At 71.8% G+C, this 20,985-nt stretch carries 18 protein-coding genes; 6 read left to right on the plus strand and 12 right to left on the minus strand.

What is annotated here, in order from left to right:
* Positions 1-13: 13 nt before the first annotated feature.
* On the plus strand, positions 14-2,083 hold the full coding sequence (locus KBX71_RS31250) for an MMPL family transporter (protein WP_307847424.1): 2,070 nt from the start codon (positions 14-16) through the stop codon (positions 2,081-2,083).
* Between the two features lie 104 nt (positions 2,084-2,187).
* Here the strand turns inward: KBX71_RS31250 and KBX71_RS31255 are convergent, their stop codons facing one another.
* The 3 genes from KBX71_RS31255 to metH all read right to left on the minus strand — a co-directional run bounded on the left by KBX71_RS31255 (position 2,188) and on the right by metH (position 8,126).
* Positions 2,188-3,636 (minus strand): HAMP domain-containing sensor histidine kinase, encoded by a 1,449-nt coding sequence (locus tag KBX71_RS31255; RefSeq protein WP_210821334.1) that lies wholly within the window; start codon positions 3,634-3,636, stop codon positions 2,188-2,190.
* On the minus strand, positions 3,633-4,325 hold the full coding sequence (locus KBX71_RS31260; protein ID WP_307847421.1) for a response regulator transcription factor: 693 nt from the start codon (positions 4,323-4,325) through the stop codon (positions 3,633-3,635). Before KBX71_RS31260 ends, KBX71_RS31255 begins: the two co-directional genes overlap by 4 nt.
* Before the next feature lie 300 nt (positions 4,326-4,625).
* A complete protein-coding gene (metH, locus tag KBX71_RS31265) occupies positions 4,626-8,126 on the minus strand; it encodes a methionine synthase (protein WP_247684429.1) in 3,501 nt (1,166 codons plus the stop codon).
* 276 nt (positions 8,127-8,402) lie between these two features.
* On the opposite strand from metH, the gene KBX71_RS31270 reads away from it, so the two are divergent.
* The gene (locus KBX71_RS31270; protein ID WP_030332815.1) at positions 8,403-9,272 is read left to right on the plus strand and encodes a PAC2 family protein; all 870 of its coding nucleotides are present in this window, start codon (positions 8,403-8,405) and stop codon (positions 9,270-9,272) included.
* Positions 9,273-9,395: 123 nt separating this feature from the next.
* On the plus strand, positions 9,396-10,187 hold the full coding sequence (locus KBX71_RS31275) for a GntR family transcriptional regulator (protein ID WP_210821337.1): 792 nt from the start codon (positions 9,396-9,398) through the stop codon (positions 10,185-10,187).
* Positions 10,188-10,422: 235 nt separating this feature from the next.
* On the opposite strand, the gene mshC is transcribed toward KBX71_RS31275, so the two are convergent.
* From mshC to KBX71_RS31305, 6 genes are all read right to left on the minus strand, one after another.
* Positions 10,423-11,661: a cysteine--1-D-myo-inosityl 2-amino-2-deoxy-alpha-D-glucopyranoside ligase gene (mshC, locus tag KBX71_RS31280; RefSeq protein WP_210821338.1), complete on the minus strand. Its 1,239-nt coding sequence runs from the start codon at positions 11,659-11,661 to the stop codon at positions 10,423-10,425.
* A 66-nt stretch (positions 11,662-11,727) separates the two neighbouring features.
* Entirely contained in the window at positions 11,728-12,546 is an 819-nt protein-coding gene (locus KBX71_RS31285; protein ID WP_210821339.1) for an SCO1664 family protein, read from the minus strand.
* On the minus strand, positions 12,543-13,124 hold the full coding sequence (locus KBX71_RS31290; RefSeq protein WP_210821340.1) for a DUF3090 domain-containing protein: 582 nt from the start codon (positions 13,122-13,124) through the stop codon (positions 12,543-12,545). The genes KBX71_RS31285 and KBX71_RS31290 overlap by 4 nt, the downstream gene beginning before the upstream one ends.
* 157 nt (positions 13,125-13,281) lie before the next feature.
* The gene (locus tag KBX71_RS31295) at positions 13,282-13,986 is read right to left on the minus strand and encodes an MSMEG_4193 family putative phosphomutase (RefSeq protein ID WP_210821341.1); all 705 of its coding nucleotides are present in this window, start codon (positions 13,984-13,986) and stop codon (positions 13,282-13,284) included.
* A gap of 141 nt (positions 13,987-14,127) precedes the next feature.
* A complete protein-coding gene (locus KBX71_RS31300) occupies positions 14,128-14,964 on the minus strand; it encodes an undecaprenyl-diphosphate phosphatase (protein WP_124822548.1) in 837 nt (278 codons plus the stop codon).
* Complete coding sequence (locus tag KBX71_RS31305; protein WP_030332780.1) at positions 14,961-16,013, minus strand: LLM class F420-dependent oxidoreductase; 1,053 nt, start codon at positions 16,011-16,013, stop codon at positions 14,961-14,963. Before KBX71_RS31305 ends, KBX71_RS31300 begins: the two co-directional genes overlap by 4 nt.
* A 186-nt stretch (positions 16,014-16,199) precedes the next feature.
* Between KBX71_RS31305 and KBX71_RS31310 the strand changes: the two genes are divergently transcribed.
* Positions 16,200-17,171 (plus strand): aldo/keto reductase, encoded by a 972-nt coding sequence (locus KBX71_RS31310; RefSeq protein ID WP_210821342.1) that lies wholly within the window; start codon positions 16,200-16,202, stop codon positions 17,169-17,171.
* A 59-nt stretch (positions 17,172-17,230) separates the two neighbouring features.
* On the opposite strand, the gene KBX71_RS31315 is transcribed toward KBX71_RS31310, so the two are convergent.
* From KBX71_RS31315 to KBX71_RS31325, 3 genes are read right to left on the minus strand one after another with little or no spacing between them, the layout of a single operon-like run.
* Positions 17,231-18,139, minus strand: a complete 909-nt coding sequence (locus KBX71_RS31315; protein ID WP_210821343.1) for a hypothetical protein — start codon at positions 18,137-18,139, stop codon at positions 17,231-17,233.
* 10 nt (positions 18,140-18,149) lie between these two features.
* On the minus strand, positions 18,150-19,211 hold the full coding sequence (locus tag KBX71_RS31320) for a WXG100 family type VII secretion target (RefSeq protein WP_210821344.1): 1,062 nt from the start codon (positions 19,209-19,211) through the stop codon (positions 18,150-18,152).
* Positions 19,208-19,540: a hypothetical protein gene (locus tag KBX71_RS31325; protein WP_210821345.1), complete on the minus strand. Its 333-nt coding sequence runs from the start codon at positions 19,538-19,540 to the stop codon at positions 19,208-19,210. The genes KBX71_RS31320 and KBX71_RS31325 overlap by 4 nt, the downstream gene beginning before the upstream one ends.
* Before the next feature lie 92 nt (positions 19,541-19,632).
* Here KBX71_RS31325 and KBX71_RS31330 point away from each other — a divergent pair, with 92 nt between their 5' ends.
* Positions 19,633-20,052 (plus strand): YbaB/EbfC family nucleoid-associated protein, encoded by a 420-nt coding sequence (locus KBX71_RS31330; RefSeq protein ID WP_210821346.1) that lies wholly within the window; start codon positions 19,633-19,635, stop codon positions 20,050-20,052.
* Positions 20,049-20,846 (plus strand): SseB family protein, encoded by a 798-nt coding sequence (locus tag KBX71_RS34675; RefSeq protein ID WP_210821347.1) that lies wholly within the window; start codon positions 20,049-20,051, stop codon positions 20,844-20,846. Before KBX71_RS31330 ends, KBX71_RS34675 begins: the two co-directional genes overlap by 4 nt.
* Positions 20,847-20,985: the final 139 nt, after the last annotated feature.

The raw sequence follows: 20,985 nt of genomic DNA on the forward strand, positions 1-20,985 counted from the left end.
GGTGCCGTGGTTGGTGATTGGCTTGTGGGTGGCGCTGGCAGCGGTCATGGTGCCGCTCAGCGGAAAGTTGAGCTCGGTCACCACCGACAGTGCCGTGGACACCCTGCCGGCCAGTGCCGAGTCCACCAAGGTGGCGGTGCTGGAGGACAGTCTCCCCGGCGGGGACGACAACACGTTCGTCTTCGTGTACCACCGCGCCGGCGGCATGAACGACGCCGACCGCGCGACGGTCGAGCGCCACTACAACACCCTTGCCAAGCGGTACCCGCCGAAAGTGGCGGCCGGCGAGGACGACGAGGGCCCGGCGACGAGACTCTCCACCGACGGCAAGGCGATGATGTTCACCCTCGACGTGAGCACGACCTACGGCGCACCGGAGGCCATCGTCGGCCCGTTGCGTGACGCCGCGAAGGACCGCCCCTCCGGCCTGGAACTCGACGTGACCGGCCCGGCCGCGATCGACGGCGACATGGACGCTGTCTTCGACGGCATCGACCTGCAGGTCTTCCTCACCACCGTCGTCGTCGTCACGCTCCTGCTCATCCTCACCTACCGCAGCCCGGTGTTGTGGTTCATCCCGCTGGTGGCCGTGGGCGCGGCCGCACTGACCGCGATGGCGACCGTCTACCTGCTCGTCAAGGGCTTCGGCATCGTGGTCAACGACCAGAACTCGGCGCTGCTGACGATCCTGGTATTCGGCGTCGGCACGGACTACGCGCTGTTGCTCATCGCTCGATATCGGGAGGCACTGCACCACCACGAGAACGTCCGGGTTGCGATGGTCCACGCGCTACGCGGCGCGGCACCGGCCATCGTCGCGTCCGCGGCCACCGTGGTCGCCGGCCTACTCTGCCTGCTCGTCGCTGACCTGAACAGCACCAGCGGGTTGGGCCCGATCGGCGCGGCCGGCATCCTGTGCGCCTTGGTGGCCATGCTGACGCTGTTCCCAGCGGTACTCGTGGTGCTCGGCAGGCGGATCTTCTGGCCGGCAATCCCGCGGTTCAGCAAGGCCGTGGAGGAGAAGCCGGGGCTGTGGGGACGGCTTGGCACCGCCATCAGCCGCCGCCGGTGGGTGGCGACGCTCGGCTCGCTCGGAGTCCTCGGCGTTCTCGCCATCGGGCTGGCGGGCAACACCGGCGCCCTGCGGGAGCAGGACCAGTTCCTGTCCGCGCCGGAGTCGGTCACCGGCTTCACCGTTCTCCGCCAGCACTTCCCGGAACTCGGCGGCCAGCCGATGACGATCTTCACGCGGCCGGCGTACCAGGAGCGGGTGCTCGACCTCGTCAAGGGCACTCACGGTGTGGCCCTGGCCATCCCGGGTCAGACCAGCGGTGGCTGGGCCGACATCTCCGTGTTCCCGACGGACGCGCCGGACACCGTCGCAGAGTACGACACGATCAAGCGGGTGCGCACCGCCGTACACGCGGTGAGCGGGGCGGAGGCGATCGTCGGCGGGCCGAGTGCGGAGAACCTCGACACCGAGGTGACCACCAGCCGCGACGAGAAGCTGGTGATCCCGCTGGTGCTCGCCGTCGTCCTGATCATCCTCGGGCTGCTGCTGCGCGCGATCGTGGCCCCCCTGGTCCTGATGGCCACCGTGATCGTCTCATTCGCCGCAGCCTTCGGCGGCAGCGTGTTCGTCTTCGACACGATCCTCGGGTTCAAAGGTATCGACTATTCGGTGCCGCTACTGGCATTCCTGTTCCTGGTGGCGCTCGGCGTCGACTACAACATCTTCCTGGCCAGCCGGGCCCGGGAGGAGACCGTGCGTCTCGGCACCAGAGAGGGCATGCTCAAAGCCCTCTCCGCCACCGGTGGCGTCATCACCTCGGCAGGCGTGGTCCTGGCGGCCACATTCGCGGTCCTCGCCACACTTCCGCTGGTGATGCTGATCGAGGTCGGGTTCCTGGTCGCCTTCGGCGTGCTGCTCGACGCCCTGCTGGTGCGGTCGGTCCTGGTGCCCGCCCTCACCCTGCTGATCGGTCGGCGGATCTGGTGGCCGAGCCGGCTATCACGTCCGACGGTGGAGCCGCCGGACGGTCAACAGTCGCTCGCCGACGAGGAGCCCGCGCTGCAACGGTGAGCGCGGCGGCACGGACGAGATCCGGGACGGGGACCCAGTCCCGTCCCGGATATTTCCATGGTCCCGACGGTCGCCGCCCTTTGGTCCTGCGCCGCCGGGGCGGGTCAGCTCACCGCGGTGTCCTCCCCGGCGGTGAGCCGCGCGATCGGGGCGGGCGGGGCCGCGGCCGGAAGGTCGACCCGAAGCAGCGCCCCACCGCGTACGGAGCGGGCGACGGTGGCCCGACCGCCGTGAGCGTCGACGACCCGCTGCACGATCGACAGCCCCAGACCGGATCCCGGCAACGCCCGGGCGCTGTCGGCACGGTAGAACCGGTCGAACACCCGCGGTACGTCGGCGGCGTCGATGCCCGGCCCGGCGTCGTCGACCTCGAGCACCGCCGACGCGCCCTCGGCACGGAGCCGGACCTGGACCGGCTGGTCCGCGGGGGACCACTTGCCGGCGTTGTCGATGAGGTTGAGCACCGCCCGCTGGAGCGCGGCGGGACGCCCGCTCACCCACACGGAGGTCACGTCGAGCGCGACCTCGATGTCGGGCAGGCGGGAACGCGCCCGGGTCGCGGCGGCCACCACCACGTCGGCGAGGTCGAGCAGCTCGGTGCTCTCGTCGCTGACGTCACCGCGCGCCAGGTCGGTCAGCTCGGCGGCAAGGGTGCTCAACTCGGCCACCTGGGCGCCGAGATCGTTGAGCAGCCGGCTCCGACTCTCCGCCGGCAGTGCGCTGTCCAGGGTGCCGCGCCGATCGAGCCGGATCAGCAGCTCGACGTTGAGGCGCAGGCTGGTGAGCGGGGTCTTGAGCTCGTGGGCGGCGTCCTCAGCGAGCAGCCGCTGGGCCCGCCGGGAGTCCCGGAGCGCGGTGAGCATGTCGTTGATCGACTGGATCAGCCGCCGTATCTCCCCACCGCCCTCATCCGGGATGTCGGCGTCGAGATCCTGGGTGCGCGCGACACGTACCGCGGCGGCGGTCAGCCGGTCGATCGGTGCCAGCCCGGTCCGCGCCACGGTCCGCCCGACAAGGGCGCCGCCGACCACACAGAGCAGCCCGATCAGCAGCACGCCCAACCCGAACCGGGTGATCGGGCTGTCGTCGGCGACGCGGGCCACCTGGACCGCGCCGTCGCCAGCCCGCAGTGTGTAGATGAGGTAGCCGTCGTCGCTGTCGTTCGACTCCATCAGATTGGCCGACGCGCCCTGCGCCACGCGCCCGGCGTGCTCGCTGACCGGGGGCAGCGCGGGTTGGCCGGCCGGCGTGCGGGTCGAGCCGTCGGGCAGGACGACCCGCACCAGCCGACCGGATCCGGGATACGGGGGTAGCTCGACCTGCGTCAGACCGGCCCGCTCCGCGTTCGTCGCCAGGACGCGGGAGTCGGCGCGCAGCTGATCCTCGGCGGTGTCCTGCAGCTCCCAGTCCAGCATCTCGATGGCCACCTGCAAGGCCACGAACACGCTGACCGCGATGGCCGTAGCCGCGATCACCGTCAGCCTGGTCCGCAGGGACCGCCGCCGCCACCACCGGGTCAGCCGGCGCGGTTCCCGGCCGGCGGGCCTGCTCACGGAGGAGTCTCCCGCAACGTGTATCCCAGGCCGCGCAGGGTGTAGATCAATCGCGGCTCACCCTCAGCCTCCATCTTGCGACGTAGGTAGCTCACATATACCTGGAGGTTGTTGGCGGTGGTGCTCATGTCGAAGCCCCAGATCGCCTCGAACAGCGCGTCGCGGGTCAAGACCCGGGTCGCGTTGCGCAGGAGGACCTGCAGGAGGGAGAACTCGGTCCGGGTCAGGCGCAGCGGCCGCCCGCCACGCCACGCCTCGAACCTGTCGGGATCGAGCCGGACGTCGGCGAACGACAGGATCTGCGACTCCCCGTCGGTCGGCGTCCGCCGGCGCAGCAGGGCCCGCACCCGGGCCAGCAACTCCTCGGTGGCGAACGGCTTGGGCAGGTAGTCGTCGGCGCCCGCGTCCAGCCCCGCGACCCGGTCGGAGACCTGGTCACGGGCGGTCAGCATCAGCACCGGCAGATCCCGCCCCGCGGCCCGCAACCGCCGGCAGGTCTCCAGCCCGCCGAGGCGGGGCATCATCACATCGAGGATCAGCAGATCCAGCGTGTCACCGCCGGCCTCACCGACCCCGTCGAGCACGGCGAGACCGTTGGCGACGGTGCTTGTGTCGTAACCCTCGACCTGAAGCACCCGCTCCAGCGACTCACGGATGGCCGCGTCATCATCCGCGATCATGATCCGCACGCCGGACCGCCCCCTTCCAGCCGATGCTTTTGCCGCTCATCGTCCCCGATCAACCTGAGGCCAGGATTAGAGCGTCGCCGGGGACCGCGCTCTTACGGAACCTGAGAAATGGACCAGGCTTCGCCCTGCGGACCTACACGCATCTCCTGCCGACCAGCAAGGACCGAACGCGCCGAGCCATCGCCACCGCGTTCGGTGCGGACCAGGCCGACAAGGACGACCCGGAAGCCGCTGACGGCCTGATCATCGTTCAGCGGCCTTCCGGACGACCTCAGGTGCAGGTAAGGGCGCCTGCGCCAGTTACTTGGCGTTGAAGTAGTTGGCCTCCGGGTGGTGGACCACGATCGCGTCGGTGGCCTGCTCCGGCATGAGCTGGAACTCCTCGGACAGCTCGACCCCGATCCGGTCCGCGCCGAGCAGGTCCACGATCTTCGCCCGGTCCTCCAGGTCGGGGCAGGCCGGGTAGCCGAACGCGTACCGGCAGCCCCGGTAGTCGTTGTGCAGGATGCCGGCCAGATCCGCCGGGTCGTCGTGCCCCAGCGGACGGCCGTCGGGCAGGGTCATCTCGGCGCGGATGCGCTGGTGCCAGTATTCGGCGAGGGCCTCGGTGAGCTGCACGGAGAGCCCGTGGACCTCCAGGTAGTCGCGGTACTCGTTGCGGGCGAACAGCTTCGCCGCGTACTCGCTGACCGGCTGGCCGACGGTGACCAGTTGCAACGCGACCACATCGAGCTGGTCGCCCTGGGGTTTGAAGAAGTCCGCCAGGCAGAGCCGCCGCTCCTGCCGCTGCCGGGGGAAGGAGAACCGGGCGCGCTCCGCGTGCCCGTTCTCGTCGAGCACCACCAGGTCATTGCCCTCGGAGTACGCGGGGAAGTAGCCGTACACCACGGCTGCCTCAAGGACCTGGTCGGCGATCAGCCGGTCCAGCCAGTACCGCAGGCGCGGCCGGCCCTCGGTCTCGACCAGTTCATCGTAGGAGGGTCCGCTACCGCCCCGGGCGCCGCGCAGCCCCCACTGCCCGGAGAAGGTGGCCCGCTCGTCGAGCAGCGCCGCGTAGTCGGCCATCGGCACGCCCTTGACGACGCGGGTGCCGAAGAACGGCGGGGTGGGCACCGCCACGTCGGCGGCCACGTCGGAGCGGACCGAGGAGTCGTGCAGTTCCGGCAGCGACGTGGTGACCATCGAGCGCTGCCGTTCCCGGCGGGCCCGCCGGGCCGCGAGAGCCGCCTCCCGCTCCGGGTCGATCACCGGGGCGCCGCCGCGCTTGGCGGTCATCACCCGGTCCATCAGGGACAGACCCTCGAAAGCGTCGCGCGCGTAGTGCACCTGCCCGGGGAACGTCGACCGCAGGTCGTCCTCGACGTACGCGCGGGTCAGCGCCGCCCCGCCCAGCAGGACCGGCCAACGTTCCGCGACCCCGCGCGTGGCCATCTCGGCCAGGTTCTCCTTCATGATGACTGTGCTCTTCACCAGCAGCCCGGACATGCCGATCGCGTCGGCGCGGTGCTGCTCGGCGGCGTCCAGGATGGCGCTGATCGGCTGCTTGATGCCGATGTTCACCACTTCGTAGCCGTTGTTGGACAGGATGATGTCGACCAGGTTCTTGCCGATGTCGTGCACGTCGCCGCGCACGGTGGCGAGCACGATGCGGCCCTTGCCGCCGTCCTCGAGGGTCTCCATGTGCGGCTCCAGGTAGGCCACCGCGGTCTTCATCACCTCGGCGGACTGGAGCACGAACGGCAACTGCATCTGGCCGGAGCCGAACAGCTCACCGACCACCTTCATGCCGTCCAGCAGGATGTCGTTGATGATCGACAGCGGGGACCGGCCGCCGGCCATCGCCTCGTCCAGGTCGGCCTCCAGGCCGTTGCGCTCACCGTCGATGATCCGCCGCTTGAGCCGCTCGTCCAGTGGCAGCGCCGCCAGCTCCTGCGCCCGGCTGGCCCGGGCGCTTGTGACGTCGACACCCTCGAAGAGCTCCAGGAAACGCTGCACCGGGTCGTACCCCTCGCGACGCCGGTCGTACACCAGGTCCAGGGCGACCTCGCGCTGCTCGTCGGGGATCTTCGACATCGGCAGGATCTTGCTGGCGTGCACGATCGCCGAGGTCAGGCCGGCCTGCACGCACTCGTGCAGGAACACCGAGTTGAGCACCTGCCGGGCCGCCGGGTTGAGCCCGAAGGAGATGTTCGAGATGCCCAGGGTGAAGTTGACACCCGGGTAGCGGCGGGAGATCTCCCGGATCGCCTCGATCGTCTCGAGGCCGTCGCGGCGGGTCTCCTCCTGCCCGGTGGCGATCGGGAAGGTCAGCGCGTCGATCAGGATGTCGGCGCGGTCCATGCCCCACCGGCCGGTCAGGTCGTCGATCAGCCGGGCCGCGACCCGGACCTTCCACTCCTGGGTACGGGCCTGCCCCTCCTCGTCGATGAGCAGCGCCACCACCGACGCGCCGTGCTCGCGGACGATCGGCATCACCCGCGCGTACCGGGATTCGGGGCCGTCGCCGTCCTCGAAGTTCACCGAGTTGACCACGCAGCGGCCGCCGAGCATCTCCAACCCGGCCTCCACCACGTTCGGCTCGGTGGAGTCCAACATGATCGGCAGGGTGGACGCGGTGGCGAACCGGCCGGCCAACTCCCGCATGTCCTGCGTGCCGTCGCGGCCGACGTAGTCCACGCAGAGGTCGAGCAGGTGCGAGCCGTCGCGCGCCTGACTGCGGGCGATCTCCACACAGGCGCGCCAGTCGCCGGCGAGCATCGCCTCCCGGAACGCCTTCGAACCGTTGGCGTTGGTCCGCTCCCCCACCATCAGCACCGACGCGTCCTGGGCGAACGGCACCGGGTGGTACACCGAGGAGACGCCCGCCTCGTGCTGGGGTTCGCGGGCCGGGGCGGTGACGCCGTGCAGCCGCTCGGACAGCACCCGGATGTGCTCCGGGGTGGTGCCGCAGCAGCCGCCGACCAACCCCACGCCGTACTCGGTGATGAACCGGTCCAGGGCCTCGCCCAGCTCCACGGGGCTCAGTGGGAAGTACGCCCCGTCAGCGGTGAGCACCGGCAGGCCGGCGTTCGGCATCACCGACAGCGGGATGCGGGAGTGTTGCGACAGGTAGCGCAGGTGCTCGCTCATCTCGGCCGGACCGGTCGAGCAGTTGAGCCCGATCAGGTCCACGCCGAGCGGCTCGATCGCCGCGAGGGCCGCCCCGATCTCGCTGCCGACCAGCATCGTGCCGGTGGTCTCCACGGCCACGTGACAGATGATCGGCACCGACTGACCCAGCTCGGCCATCGCCCGCTTCGACCCGACCACGGCCGCCTTGACCTGGAGCAGGTCCTGGCAGGTCTCGATGATCAAGGCGTCCGCGCCGCCGACGATCAGACCCGCGGCGTTCTCCTGGTAGGCATCGCGCAGCGTCGAGTAGTCGGCGTGCCCGAGGGTGGGCAGCTTGGTGCCCGGCCCGATCGAACCGAGCACGAATCGGGGACGCTCCGGGGTGCTGGCCGCGTCGGCGGCCTCCCGGGCGATCCGGGCGCCCGCCTCGGACAGCTCCCGGATGCGCTGCGGGATGTCGTACTCGGCGAGGTTGGCGAGGTTGGCGCCGAAGGTGTTGGTCTCCACGCAGTCCGCGCCGGCGGCCAGGTAGGCGTCGTGCACCCCGCGCACCACGTCCGGGCGCGTGACGTTGAGGATCTCGTTGCAGCCCTCCAGCCCGTCGAAGTCGTCGAGCGTGAGGTCCGCGGCCTGCAGCATCGTGCCCATCGCGCCGTCGGCGATGAGAATTCGCTCGGCCAGCACATCCATCAATGAAGTCCGCACCCGTTCAGGTTAGTGCGATTCCGCCGGACTCCAGGCCCACACTCGGGCGATCCCCTATTGTGTCACCGGGATCACCCTGTCTGGTTCGTTCGGGTATGACCGGCTGTCGGAGCGGCCGACCGGCGCGGCCGACGGGCCGCACCCTCGCCCTGCACGTAGGCTGACGGACGTGAAGGACAACAGGGACGCCGCCGTGCCCCACGGTATGACGACCGGGCGCGGTCCCGGCGCCAGCCGCGACGAGCAGGGTGAGGTGACGGCGTGACCGAGTTCGACGGACTGCCGGTGCTGCGGTCCCCGGTGGCGATCGCCGCGTTCGAGGGCTGGAATGACGCCGCCGACGCGTCCACCGCCGCGGTCGAGCACCTGGAGCAGGTCTGGAACGCCCGGCAGATCGCCGAGCTGGATCCGGAGGACTTCTACGACTTCCAGGTCAGCCGGCCCACCATCACCATGGCCGACGGGGAGACCCGCCGGGTGGAGTGGCCGACGACCCGCTTCATGGTGGCCAGCCCGGAGGGCACCGACCGGGACGTGGTGCTGATCCGCGGCATCGAGCCGAGCATGCGCTGGCGGACGTTCTGCGAGCAGGTGCTGGAGATCTGCCACAGCCTGGAGGTGGAACGGGTGGTGCTGCTCGGCGCGTTGCTGGCCGACGTGCCGTACACCCGGCCCCTGCCGATCAGCGGCAGCGCCTCCGACGCGCAGGCCGCCGAGCGCTACCAGCTCACCCCCACCCGGTACGACGGGCCGACCGGCATCGTCGGCGTGCTGCACGACGCCTGCACCCGCGCCGAGGTGGACGCCGTCTCGTTCTGGGTGCACGTGCCGCACTACGCCAACAACCCGCCCTGCCCGAAGGCCACCCTCGCGCTGCTGCACCGCGTCGAGGAGGTCGTCGACCTGCCGGTGCCGATGGCCGACCTGGCCGAGGAGTCGGCCGAGTGGGAGCAGCGGGTGCGCAGCGCCGCCGAGCAGGACGCCGAGCTGGGCGAGTACGTCCGTGAGCTGGAGGAACGGGTCGGCGACGAGGGGATCACCCCGTTGACCGGTGACGAGATCGCCCAGGAGTTCGAGAAGTACCTGCGCCGCCGGGGTGGTTCCGCCGGTCCCACGGCCGGCTCCTGGTAGCACTGTTCCGCTGCGGGCCTTCGGACCTTTTGTGGTTCGAAGGCCCGTTTTCGCGTGTCCGGGGTAGCGCCGTCACACCCGCTGGGGCATCCTAGGAACCTAGATGTGATCAAGGAGGCGGGTGTGCAGATCAATCCCGGGGCCGCCGAGTTCCCGCACCGACAGATCGCCGCGCAGCTCAAGGCCCAGGTCCGCCGCGGCGACTGGGGACCCGGCGAGCGGCTGCCGTCCATCCCGGCCATCGCCGAGATGTTCGGCGTCGCCAAGCAGACAGTGCAACGCGCCGTCGACCAGCTGCGGGTCGAGGGCATCCTGATCACCAAACCCGGCTCCGGCACGTACGTCCGGGGCACCCGCCGCCGCCTCAACCGCCTCTCCCGAGGCCGGTACGGCGGCTTCCGCGGCTACCACACCGACCTGGCCGCCCGATACCGTCAACAACTCGTCTCCGTCGGGCACGCCCCCGCCCCCGCCGAGGTGGCCGACGCCTTCGGCGTGTCCGACGGCACCGACCTGCTCTGCCGCCGACACCTCGTCCGCACCGACGACTCCCCCGTCGAGGTGGGCGCCTCCTGGTTCCTGCCCCGCGACACCGCCGGCACCTCGCTGGAGCGCACCGAGGCGTTCGGCCGGCCGCTCTACCAGGAGGCCGAGGAAGCCACCGGACGGCGGTACGCCTCGGCCACCGACACGATCAGCGCCCGCCAGCCGAGCCGGGAGGAGGCCGAAACCCTCCAGATCCGACCGGACACCCCCGTACTGCACCTGCTGCACGTCGCCTACGACGCGCACCGCAAGCCGATCGAGGTGTCCCAGGCGACCTGGCCCGGCCCGATGACCACCCTCACCGAGGAGTACAAGATCCCCGGCCCAACGCCCGACCCGGAACCCGACCCCGGCCTGGTCCTGGGCTAGCCGTCACCCACGGCCCTGCCCCACCCTGGCCCGGCCTGGCCCGGCCCGGCCCGGCCTGGCCCGTCGATCTTGCACTTTCTGTCGCCCTTTGGCCCCGGCTTGGCAACTTTCGTGACGTCAGAATGTGCAAGATCGACGGCGAGGCGTTGGGGCGCGGCCCGCAGCGTCAGGCCCCGCCCCGAGCGGGGCGAGGGCCCGAGCCAGCGCGGGGCCTGAGCCCGAGCCACGCTGGGGATTAGAGGCGGATGCCCAGGAGGGCGTCCACCGTCTTGGCGAAGAGGGCGGGCGCTTCGGGATCGTCCGTGGCGCCGGCGAGGGTTGCCTCGGCCCAGCGGTCGGCTGCGGCCAGGGCGCCGGGGGTGTCCAGGTCGTCGGCCAGGCGTGCGCGTACCTCGGCCAGCAGCTCAGCCCCGGACGGCCCGGCGGGCGCGGCGGCGGCCCGCCGCCAACGGTCCAGGCGCTCGTACGCGGCGGTGAGCAGGTCGTCGGTCCAGGTGCGGTCGCTGCGGTAGTGCCCGGAGATCAGCGCCAGCCGGATCGCCATCGGGTCGACCTTGTCGGCGCGCAGCCGGGACACGAAGACCAGGTTGCCGCGGGACTTGGACATCTTCTCGCCGTCCAGGCCGATCATCCCGGCGTGGACGTAGTGCTCGGCGAACGGCGCCTGGCCGGTGAGCCGCTCGGCGTGCGCGGCGGACGCCTCGTGGTGCGGGAACAGCAGGTCGTTGCCGCCACCCTGCACGTCGATCCGGTCGCCGAGCAGGTTGAGCGCGATCACCGCGCACTCGATGTGCCAGCCGGGGCGGCCCGGGCCCAGCTCGCCGCCCGGCCAGGACGGCTCGCCGTCGCGGGCGCCGCGCCACAGCAGCGGGTCCAGTGGGTCGCGCTTGCCGGCCCGGTCGGGGTCGCCGCCGCGCTCGGGGAAGATCTCCAGCATCTGCTCACGGGTCAGGTTCGACTCGTAGCCGAAGCGGGGCGTGGCGGAGATGTCGAAGTAGACGTCGCCGGTGCCGTCGTCGAGCCGGTACGCGGCGCCGTCCTTGAGCAGCACCTCGACCTTGTCGGCGATGTCCGGGATCGACTCGACCGCGCCCACGTAGTGCGCCGGCGGGATGATCCGCAGCGCCTCCATGTCCTCCCGGAACAGCGCCGTCTCGCGCATCGCCAGGACCACCCAGTCCTCGCCGTCGCGGGCGGCCCGCTCCAGCAGTGGGTCGTCGATGTCGGTGACGTTCTGCACGTAGCGCACCGGGCGGCCGGCGTCGCGCCACATCCGCTGCACCAGGTCGAACGTGATCATGGTGGCGGCGTGGCCGAGGTGGGTGGCGTCGTACGGGGTGATGCCGCAGACGTACATGCTCCCCGCGTCGGCTGGCTCACTCGAGTGGACACCCTGCCGCGCCGAGTCGTACAACGCCAGTGGCTCGCCCCTGCCCGGCAGCCGTGGCACCTCGTGTCCCGCCCAAGACTCCATGGGATCAGCCTAGCCAGCCCGGCGACGACGCCGGAGCACCCCACGAGTGATCAAGATGACAGCCGTTCACATGGGCGGCCAGGGCATCGCCGGCCAGTCCTCCGGAGGCTGGGGGAAGCTGCCGGTCTCGCGCAGCCGGTCGACCCGGGCGGCCACCTCGGCCACCTCGCTGATCGTCAGGTGGTCGGCCAGCTCCGCGCCGAGCGCACCGGCGACCTGCCCGGCCAGCGCGTCGAGCATCTCCACGGCGTCCGCGGGCAGCCGCTTACCAGCCCAGCCCCAGAGCACAGTGCGCAGCTTGTCCTCCACGTGGAAGCTCACCCCGTGGTCGACGCCGTAGATCCGGTCGTCGGCACCGACGAGCACGTGACCGCCCTTACGGTCGGCGTTGTTGAGCACCGCGTCGAGCACCGCGAGCCGGGCCAGCCGCGGGTCGTCGGCATGGGCGAGGGCGTACGCGGCGCCGTCGTCGTCCCGGGCAGCGGCGATCGGGATCCAGCGCGGCGGCAACTCCCCGGCGGGCAGGAAACCGACAAGCGGTTCGGCGTCCTCCGGCTCGTCGATCCACAGCTGGCAGGAGCCGGGGCCGAACGGGCCGTCCCGCAGCACTGTGGGCGGCACCAGGTCCCATCCGGTGGCCCGGGAGACCAGGTACGCCGAAACCTCCCGACCGGCCAGGGTGCCGTCGGGGAAGTCCCAGAGGGGGCGCTCGCCCCGGACCGGCTTGTAGACGCAGCGGGCGGTCAGCCCGTCCAGGGTCAGGATGCCGCGCAGCGTCGTGTTCGACGCGTCGACCAGCCGACCCTCCAGGTCGAGGACGCCGTCACGCAGCAGCCGCAGCGCGGCGTCGCCGTCCTGGCGAGGCTGGAGGCCGGACGAGGTCACCGGTGATAACCGTTGTGCCGCGGGCAGAGGTGCCCGGCGGGGTCCAACGGTTGGCCGCAGAGCGGGCACGGTGGCCGGCCCGCGTTGACCACTCGCCGGGCCCGCTCGATGAACTGGCGGGTCGCCTGCGGGGTGAGCCGGACCCGGAGCCGATCCAGGTCCTCGTCCGGCTCGTCGTCCTCGTCGTCGTCCTCGTCGTCGTCCTCGTCGCCGAGCTCGACCTCGGGCTCCACCTCGCCCGCCGCGATCGCCTCGATCACCACTGTCGCGGTGTCCACGTCGAAGGCCAGCCCGAGGGTCCCGACCCGAAACTCCTCGTCGACGGGAGTGTCCAGTGGCTCGTTGTCGCCGATCACCGCCGCCAGCTCGGGCAGGTCCACCCCGAAGCGACGCTGCGCCTCGGTGAGCAGCTCCTCGAGCTTCTCGGCGAGCAGGGAAACCTGGACCTTCTCCAGCGCGACGCTGACCAGCCTGCCGCCGCCGCGGGCCTGCAGGAAGAACGTGCGCTCCCCCGGCGGCCCGACAGTCCCGGCGACGAACCGCTCCGGCGGTTCGAAGGCGTGCACCTGGTGGGTCATACCCACGACCCTATCCGGCCCGCCTTGGCCTCGCGCACCCCACCGACGCGAATCGCCACGGCGACGGCGCGCCCGGCGTACCAGGGACTAAACCCGGGCGTGGCGGCCTTGCCGGCGTGCGCTGACGCCCCGGCCGGGGGTGCTGTCGTGACGCGCCTCACCGCGACGCACCCGCCCCACCGCCGACGGCCGCGTCCGAGTCGGCCACGCGGTTCGCGCGCCGACGCCGCTTGGCCGGCGGCGGCACCAGTGCCGCCAGGTCGCCGCCGGTGTCGTTGAGCCGCACCAGAAACGGACGCAGCGGCGTGAACCGGATCGCCGTCACCGACGCCGGGTCGGCCACGATCCGCTGGAAGGCATCCAGGTGTACGCCGAGCGCGTCCGCCACGATGGCCTTGATCACGTCGCCGTGGCTACACGCCAGCCAGACCGCCTCCGGCCCGTGTTCGGCGCTCACCCGGGCGTCCCAGGAGCGCACCGCCGCCACGGCACGCGCCGCCATCGCCGCCATCGCCTCCCCACCCGGGAAGACCGCCGCGCTGGGGTGCTGCTGGACGACCGGCCAGAGCGGCTCCTTGGCGAGCTTCTTCAGCGGCTGCCCCTCCCAGCTGCCGTAGTCGCACTCGATCAGCCCGTCCTCGACCACCGGGGCGGCCTGCGGGAGCGCCAACTCCAGGGTCTGCCGGCACCGGATGAGCGGGCTGGTCACCACGGCCGCCAGTGGCACCGCCCGCAGCCGCTCGCCGACCGCTGTGGCCTGGGCACGGCCGGTGTCGTCCAACTCGACCGGCTGGCGGCCGGCGAGGCCACCGTCGGCGTTCGCTGTGGTTCGGCCGTGTCGCAGAAGAAGAAGGGTCGCCACGGGACCACCCTATGACCTGGGCCCCGCGCCGGGCCGTGGCGGGCTCCGGAGGCACCGCCCGGGGTCATGCCGGGCGGCGACCCGACGACTGCGGCCCTCGGCTCCGCCCGCGGGCGGAGCCGAGGGCCGTCGGCAGGTCGGTCAGGTGGCGTCGATAGTGCCGGTCAACAGCAGGGCCAGGACCAGGGTGCCCAGCGCGACCCGGTACAGCACGAAGACGTACAGGGTGTGGTGGGCGACGTAGCGCAGCAGCCAGGCGATGGCCGCGTAGCCGATGGCGAACGCGATGACGGTGGCCACGAGCGTCTGGGCCACGGTAGGCACGGACGTGCCCGGGGCGGACGGCTCGAAGACGTCACCGAGGCTGAACACGCCGGACATCACCACCGCCGGGATGGCCAGCAGGAACGAGTACCGTGCCGCCGCCTCCCGGGTCAGGTTGAGCAGCAGGCCGGCGGTGAGCGTGCCGCCGGAGCGGGACACCCCGGGGACCAGCGCCATGGCCTGGGCGAAGCCCATCACGACGCCGTCCTTCATCCGGAAATTCTCCAGGGTGCGGGTCTGCCGCCCCCAGTACTCGGCGAACGCCAGCACGAACGCGAACACGATGAGCGTGGTCGCCACCACCCACAGGTTGCGCCCGGCGGTCTTGATCTGGTCCTTGAACAGGAAGCCGAACAGCCCGATCGGGATCGAGCCGACGATCACGTACCAGCCCATCCGGTAGTCGAGGCTGGAGCGCACCGACTTGTCCCTGATGCCGACCAGCCACGTCCGGGTGATCCGCCAGATGTCCTTCGCGAAGTAGATCAACACGGCCGCTTCCGTGCCGAGCTGGGTGACAGCGGTGAACGACGCGCCGGCGTCCCGGTCGAAGAAGATCGCCGAGGTGATCCGCAGATGCCCCGACGAGCTGACCGGAAGAAACTCGGTCAGTCCCTGGACGATGCCCAGGACGATGGCCTCGACCCAGGTCACTCGCCGACTCCCGAGAGGTCGAGAGCCTCGGCGACGGTACGCAGGGTCTGCACACCGCTGTCCCGGTCGGCCACGAAGAGGGTCACCGACAGCGTGGTGACGCCGGCGGCGGCGTACTCCCGCATCCGCTCGGCGATGCGCTCCTTCGGGCCGAGCAGCGAGGTGCGGTCGATGAACTCCATGGGTACGGCGGCGGCGGCGTCGCGCTGCCGCTTGGCCAGGTACAGGTCCTGCACCTCGCGGGCGGCGTCGCCGTAGCCCATCCGGGTGGCGAGCTGGTTGTAGAAGTTCTGCTGCCGGCTGCCCATGCCGCCCACGTAGAGCGCGGCGTACCAGCGGACGAGTTCGGCGCAGGAGGCCACGTCGTCGCCGATCACCACGGGCACCGACGGCACCACGTCGAACCCGGCCAGCTCCTTGCCGACCTTGGCCCGGCCGGCGCGCACCGAGGCGAGCTGCTCCTCGGCGAACTCCGGGGCGTAGAACACGGCCAGCCAGCCGTCCGCGATCTCGCCGGCCAGCTCCAGGTTCTTCGGGCCGACAGCGGCCAGGTAGATCGGTATGTGCTCGCGTGGTGGGTGGAAGCCCAGACGCAGGGCCTTGCCCGGCCCGTCCGGCAGCGGCAGCGTGTAGTGCTCGCCGTCGTACGCCACCTCCTTGCGGGCGATGGCCAGCTTGACGATGTCGACGAACTCGCGGGTCCGGGCCAGCGGCTTGGCGAAACGCACGCCGTGCCAGCCCTCGGACACCTGCGGGCCGGAGACGCCCAGGCCGAGCCGGAACCGGCCGCCGGAGAGCGCGTCGATCGTGGCGGCGGTCATGGCGGTGGCCGCCGGCGTACGGGCGGGGATCTGCATCACCGCGGCGCCGACGTCGATCCGTTCGGTCTGGCCGGCCATCCAGGCGAGCATGCTGGGCGAGTCGGAGCCGTACGCCTCCGCCGCCCACACCACCGAGTAGCCCAGCCGGTCCGCCTCCTGGGCCAGCGCCAGGTGGTCGGCAGGTGTGCTCCACGCCGTCTGGTATCCGAGACTGAGCCCGAGTCGCACTGGTCCTCCCCCATCCGTGGCACAGGTCGCCCCAGGTTACGCAATGCCGATAACGGACTCGATCACCGGCTCGACACCTTTGATCCCCCCTCCATCGGGGCAGCCCGGGGCGGCGGAACCGGCAGAACCGGCAGAGATACGGGAGCGAGGATATCGGTGGCGGCAGGTTCGAAATAAGGTTCACCCATGCAACAGCGACCGCTCGGCCGAAGCGGGCTGGCGGTTTCGCGGCTCGCGCTCGGCACCATGACCTGGGGCCGGGACACCGACGCCGACGATGCGGCCGCTCAGCTGAAGAGTTACCTCGACGCGGGCGGCAACCTGATCGACACCGCCGACGTGTACGGCGACGGCGACGCCGAGTCGGTGATCGGCTCGCTGCTGGGCTCCCTCGTGCCCCGCGAGGATCTGCTGATCGCCACCAAGGCCGGGTTGCGCCCCGGCAGTGGCCGACGCCGGGACGGCTCCCGGGGGCACCTGCTGCGGACGTTGGACGCGTCGCTGCGCCGGCTCGGCACCGACCACGTCGACCTGTTCCAGGTGCACGGGTACGACCCGGACACCCCGCTGGAGGAGACCCTGGCCGCCCTGGACCACGCGGTGGCCAGCGGCAAGGTCCGCTACGTCGGGGTGTCGAACTTCTCCGGCTGGCAGACCGCGCGGGCCGCCGCCTGGCAGGCCGCCTGGCCGGGGCGTGCGCCAGTGGTCGCGTCCCAGGTGGAGTATTCGCTGCTGGAGCGGGGCGTGGAGCGGGAGGTGCTGCCCGCGTGTGACGCGCTCGGCCTCGGGGTGCTGCCCTGGTCCCCGTTGGGCCGGGGTGTGCTCACCGGCAAGTACCGGCACGGCCGTCCGGGCGACTCCCGGGCCGCCTCGCCGCACTTCGAGCGGTTCGTCTCGACATACCTGGAGCCGCGCTGCTCCAGCATCGTGGAGGCGGTGGCCACCGCGGCCGGCGGGCTGGGGGTGTCGCCGCTGGAGGTGGCGTTGGCGTGGATCCGGGACCGGCCCGGCGTGACCGCGCCGATCCTCGGCGCCCGCACGGTCGGGCAGCTGCTCGGCGCGCTCGCAGTGGAACGGATCACCCTGCCCGAGGAGATCACCACCGCGCTGGACGACGTCTCCGCGGTGCCGGTCGGCTACCCCGAACGCGACGGCTGACCGCCCAACCGGGTCACGGCTGGCCCGCGCGCCGGGTCACGCCTGGCCCACGCGCCGGGTCACGGCTGGGGGCGCTGGCCGGGGAGGTCGTGGATCGCGGTCAGGAAGCGCGACTGGTCGTCGCGGAGCGCGGGCTGGGTGAGCCGGATCCACGAGCCGTCGTCGAAGACGATCGTGGACGTCAGCTGTACGAGCCCGGTCGCGCCGCGCTCCGAGTCGACCCGGGCCACCCGGTCGCGCCGCACACTCCACAGCACCCGCGGTTGCCGTCGGTCGGGCCGGTCGGCGTCCGGCCGGGAGCCCATCCGCAGCAGGTGCAGGTGGGTGTCGGTCACCGCCAGCGGTGTGCCGCTGTAACGCTCCAGGAAGAGCAACAGGCTGCCGGCGAGGGTGGCGAGGTCGCCGCTGAAGACGAACCGACGACGGTACGCGATCTCGGCCAACTGCTCGGCCAGCGGGCGGTACAGGCTGAGCCGGAACAGGGCGCGGAACGCCTCCTGCTCCTCGGTGAGCGGAATGGGATCCCGCTGCACCCGCTGGTGTGGTGGGGCCGGCTCCGGTTCGGCCGCCTCCGGCACACCGGCCGCGATGGCGCCGGCGTTGCCGGGCAGCAACAGCACGCCCGCGGCCAGCCGGACCGGCGTCAGCACCGCGTCCACCCAGACCACCGGGTTGACGATGTTGAGCAGACCGAACAGCACCTTCGGGTCGAGCGAGTCGACGAACTCGTCGGCCATCACATCGCCGAGCTGCCGACCGGCCTTGTGGGTCTGCGGGGCGCGGACCGGGCCGAGCCCCACGTACCGCAGCTCCTGACCGGGCAGCAGTGGCGCGACGAGAGCACGTTCGGGTTCGTCGCTGGTGCGGAGTTCGTCGCGCAGCTCACGGGCCTTGTCCCGGGCGGCCCGCGCGCCGCCGAGCACCGCGTCGGCGAACCGACCGAGCCGGCCTCGCTCCCCTGCCGTCACGCGTTCCTCCCTAACGGCCCGCCGGCTGACCCGCCGGCGGTTGCCCGAAGACATTCTGGTCGATCCACTCTGCCCCGCCCTGCACCGCCTGGTCGACCTGGTCGCCGACCTGGTCGCTGCCGGGAACGGAGAGCCCGCTGGTCAACGCGACGGTCCCCCAGGTGACGCCGTGCACGACCGAGTTCGGCACGTTCCACGGCAGGTTCGTCGCCCAGTCTCGGGCGATCACCCGGGCGCCGTCGGCGACCCCGTGCGCCCGCAGCGCGGCGGCCCGGTCGAGGGCGCCCATGTCGAACGGGGAACCTGACTTGCCCAGCTTGTAGGTGCCCTTCGTGGGGTCGAGGAACTTGTGGAACCACTTGTCGGCCTTGCCGGCGGCGTGCCGCTTGTCGGCGTACTTCTGGCCGGTGCGCAGCTTCTTCTGCATGTCGACAAGCTTGTCGAGGTGCGTACGCAGCTTGCGCAGATACAGCATGACCCGCTGGAGCAGGCGGATGACCTTCTGCAGATGCGTCGCCAACGGCCGGATGACCTTCAGCATCCGGGTGAGCACGATCATGCCCCTGGCCACGGCGACGCCCATGCCGGCCACCCAGGACGCCCCGGCGGTGAACGGCGCCATCAGCAACGCCGTCACCAGGGTGACGAGCAGGAAATTCACGAATTCGACGCAGAGGTCGACGAGCACGTCGTGCACGGTCTGCAGGCCGTCAGCGACACTGCGCAGGTACTCGGCGGTAGCGGCGAACTGCTCGGCGACGTCGAGCATCTGCTGCTCGACCTCGGTCAGCCGCTGCCCGTACGCCACCCCGGAGGGTGAGCGCCACCCAGCCTGCGCGGACTCGCGGACGCCGCGGTGCCCCTGCGCCAGGTCACGCACCTGCGCGGCCAGCGCGTCCCACTCGGCGGCCTTCGCGCGCAGCACGGCGGGCTCGCCGTCGACCATGTCGACGAGCTGGATGAGTGGCCAGGCCAGGGTCCGGCAGACGCTGTTGACGGCGTCCTCCACCCCGGAGAGTGCGCTGTCCAGGCCGTTCCACAGTTGAACGGCGCTGCCGGCCGGCCCGCTCATCCGGGCAACCCCGACTGGATGGCCTTGAACCCGGCGTCGAGGTCCCGTTCGTTGTGCTCGTACGCCTCGGCCGTGTCGGCCAACGCCGTGGCGACCCGGCCGAACGCGGCGTTCGCGGCGGCGAACAGCTCCTTGCCGCCGGTGACCTGCTCGGCGTACTTGTCGCGGAGCATGTCGCTGGCGAACGGCAGGTGGCCGAAGGCGTCCGACGGCACGTCGCCGGCCGAGACGATCTGCCCCTCCAGCGCGGCGAGCGAGCTGGCGACCTGCTTGGCGGTTGTCTCCAGTCGACGGACCGCCTGCACGTCGACATCGATATCCGGTGGCATGCCGTTCCTCCCCCATGAGTCGAGCGCACCGACGATACGATCTCCCGGCCGCCGGGCACCACCCGGTCGCACGATTCACGGGGAGGAATCTCATGACGGACCCGTCGTCCGCGTTCGACGCGCTCGCCGGGCGGATCGCCGACATCGAGCGCCGGTTCGCGGGCCTCCGCGACGACCTGGCCGAGCTGTCCGGCACCGCGGCCGACGAGAGCGGGCTGGTCTCGGCAACCGTCGACGCCACCGGCGCGCTGACCGGCCTCACCTTGGCGCCCGCCGCCCTGCGCACCGGCACGGAGGGGGTGGCCGAGTTGGTGCTCGACGCGTACCGGCGGGCACGCGAGGTCGCCTCCGGGCACGTCGACGAGCACACCGAGGGGTTGGACGTCGCGCTCGGCGCCGGGCTCGGCGACCTGTTCGGCACGCCTGGCGACTTCTCGGCACTGGGCCGGCTGGAGGAGACCGTGGCCCGGCTCGGGAGGCTGGACGACCGCCTGCCCGGCCCACCGGCGTGACGTCGCCGTCGCCGACCTGGCCGGAGATCGCCGCTCGGCTGCGGGACACCGTCGCCCGCTGCGACCGGGACACCGACCTGGAGCTCACCGCCGGTCCGCGCGGGATCCGGCTGCTGGTGCGCCGCCACGTGGTGCGGGTGGTCTGCCCCGACCACGACAACGCACGCCTGGCGGCGCTCGGCTGGCACCGCCCGACCGGCGACGAGGGCTGGTGGTACGAGGCACCGCGCACCCCGGAGCAGGTGGAGCGGCTCAGCGCGTTCGTGGCCCGTACCGCCGCCGAGGTGTTGACCGACGACCCCGGCGCACTCTCCTGCCGGGCGGTGCCACCGGCGGCGAGCCCTGGCCCGGCGGTGCAGGCCACACGGCCTGGACCCGCGGCGCAGGCCGCACGACCTGGCCCGGCGCCCGTCGAGGCGGCGGAGCCGGCGGTGGTGGCGGTGCTCGCCGCGGCCGTCGGCCGGCGTGACCTGCCCGGCTACCTCGCAGCGTTGGCCGGCGCCCCGGTGTGCGTCCCCCTCTCCGGGGAACCGGCGCCGGATGCGGCCTTCCCGTGGACGGTGGTCGGCGACGCGACCGGCGCGCCGCTGCTGCCGGTCTTCACCTCGCCCGGGGCGCTCGCCGCGTTCGCCGGGGACGGGGTGCCGTTCGTCGCGCTGCCCTGCGCCGAACTGTTCGAGGACTGGCCGGACCCGACCTGGGGGCTGGCCGTCGACACGGGCAGCACCCGGGCGGTCGCCCTGGCCGCGCCGGCCCTCACCGCCCTGCTGACGGCCAACACCCCCACCGACTGACGTCCCTACCGAGCCGCACTGCCTCGCCGGTCGGTCCTCTTCAGCGATCTTGCACTTCCTGTCGCGACATAAGGGCCGTTCCACTCATATCGGCGACCAAAAGTGCAAGATCGGCGCGATGGGGGCACGGGGGGAAACG

Source organism: Micromonospora sp. D93 (genome assembly GCF_018070365.1).
Lineage (GTDB): Bacteria > Actinomycetota > Actinomycetes > Mycobacteriales > Micromonosporaceae > Micromonospora > Micromonospora ureilytica.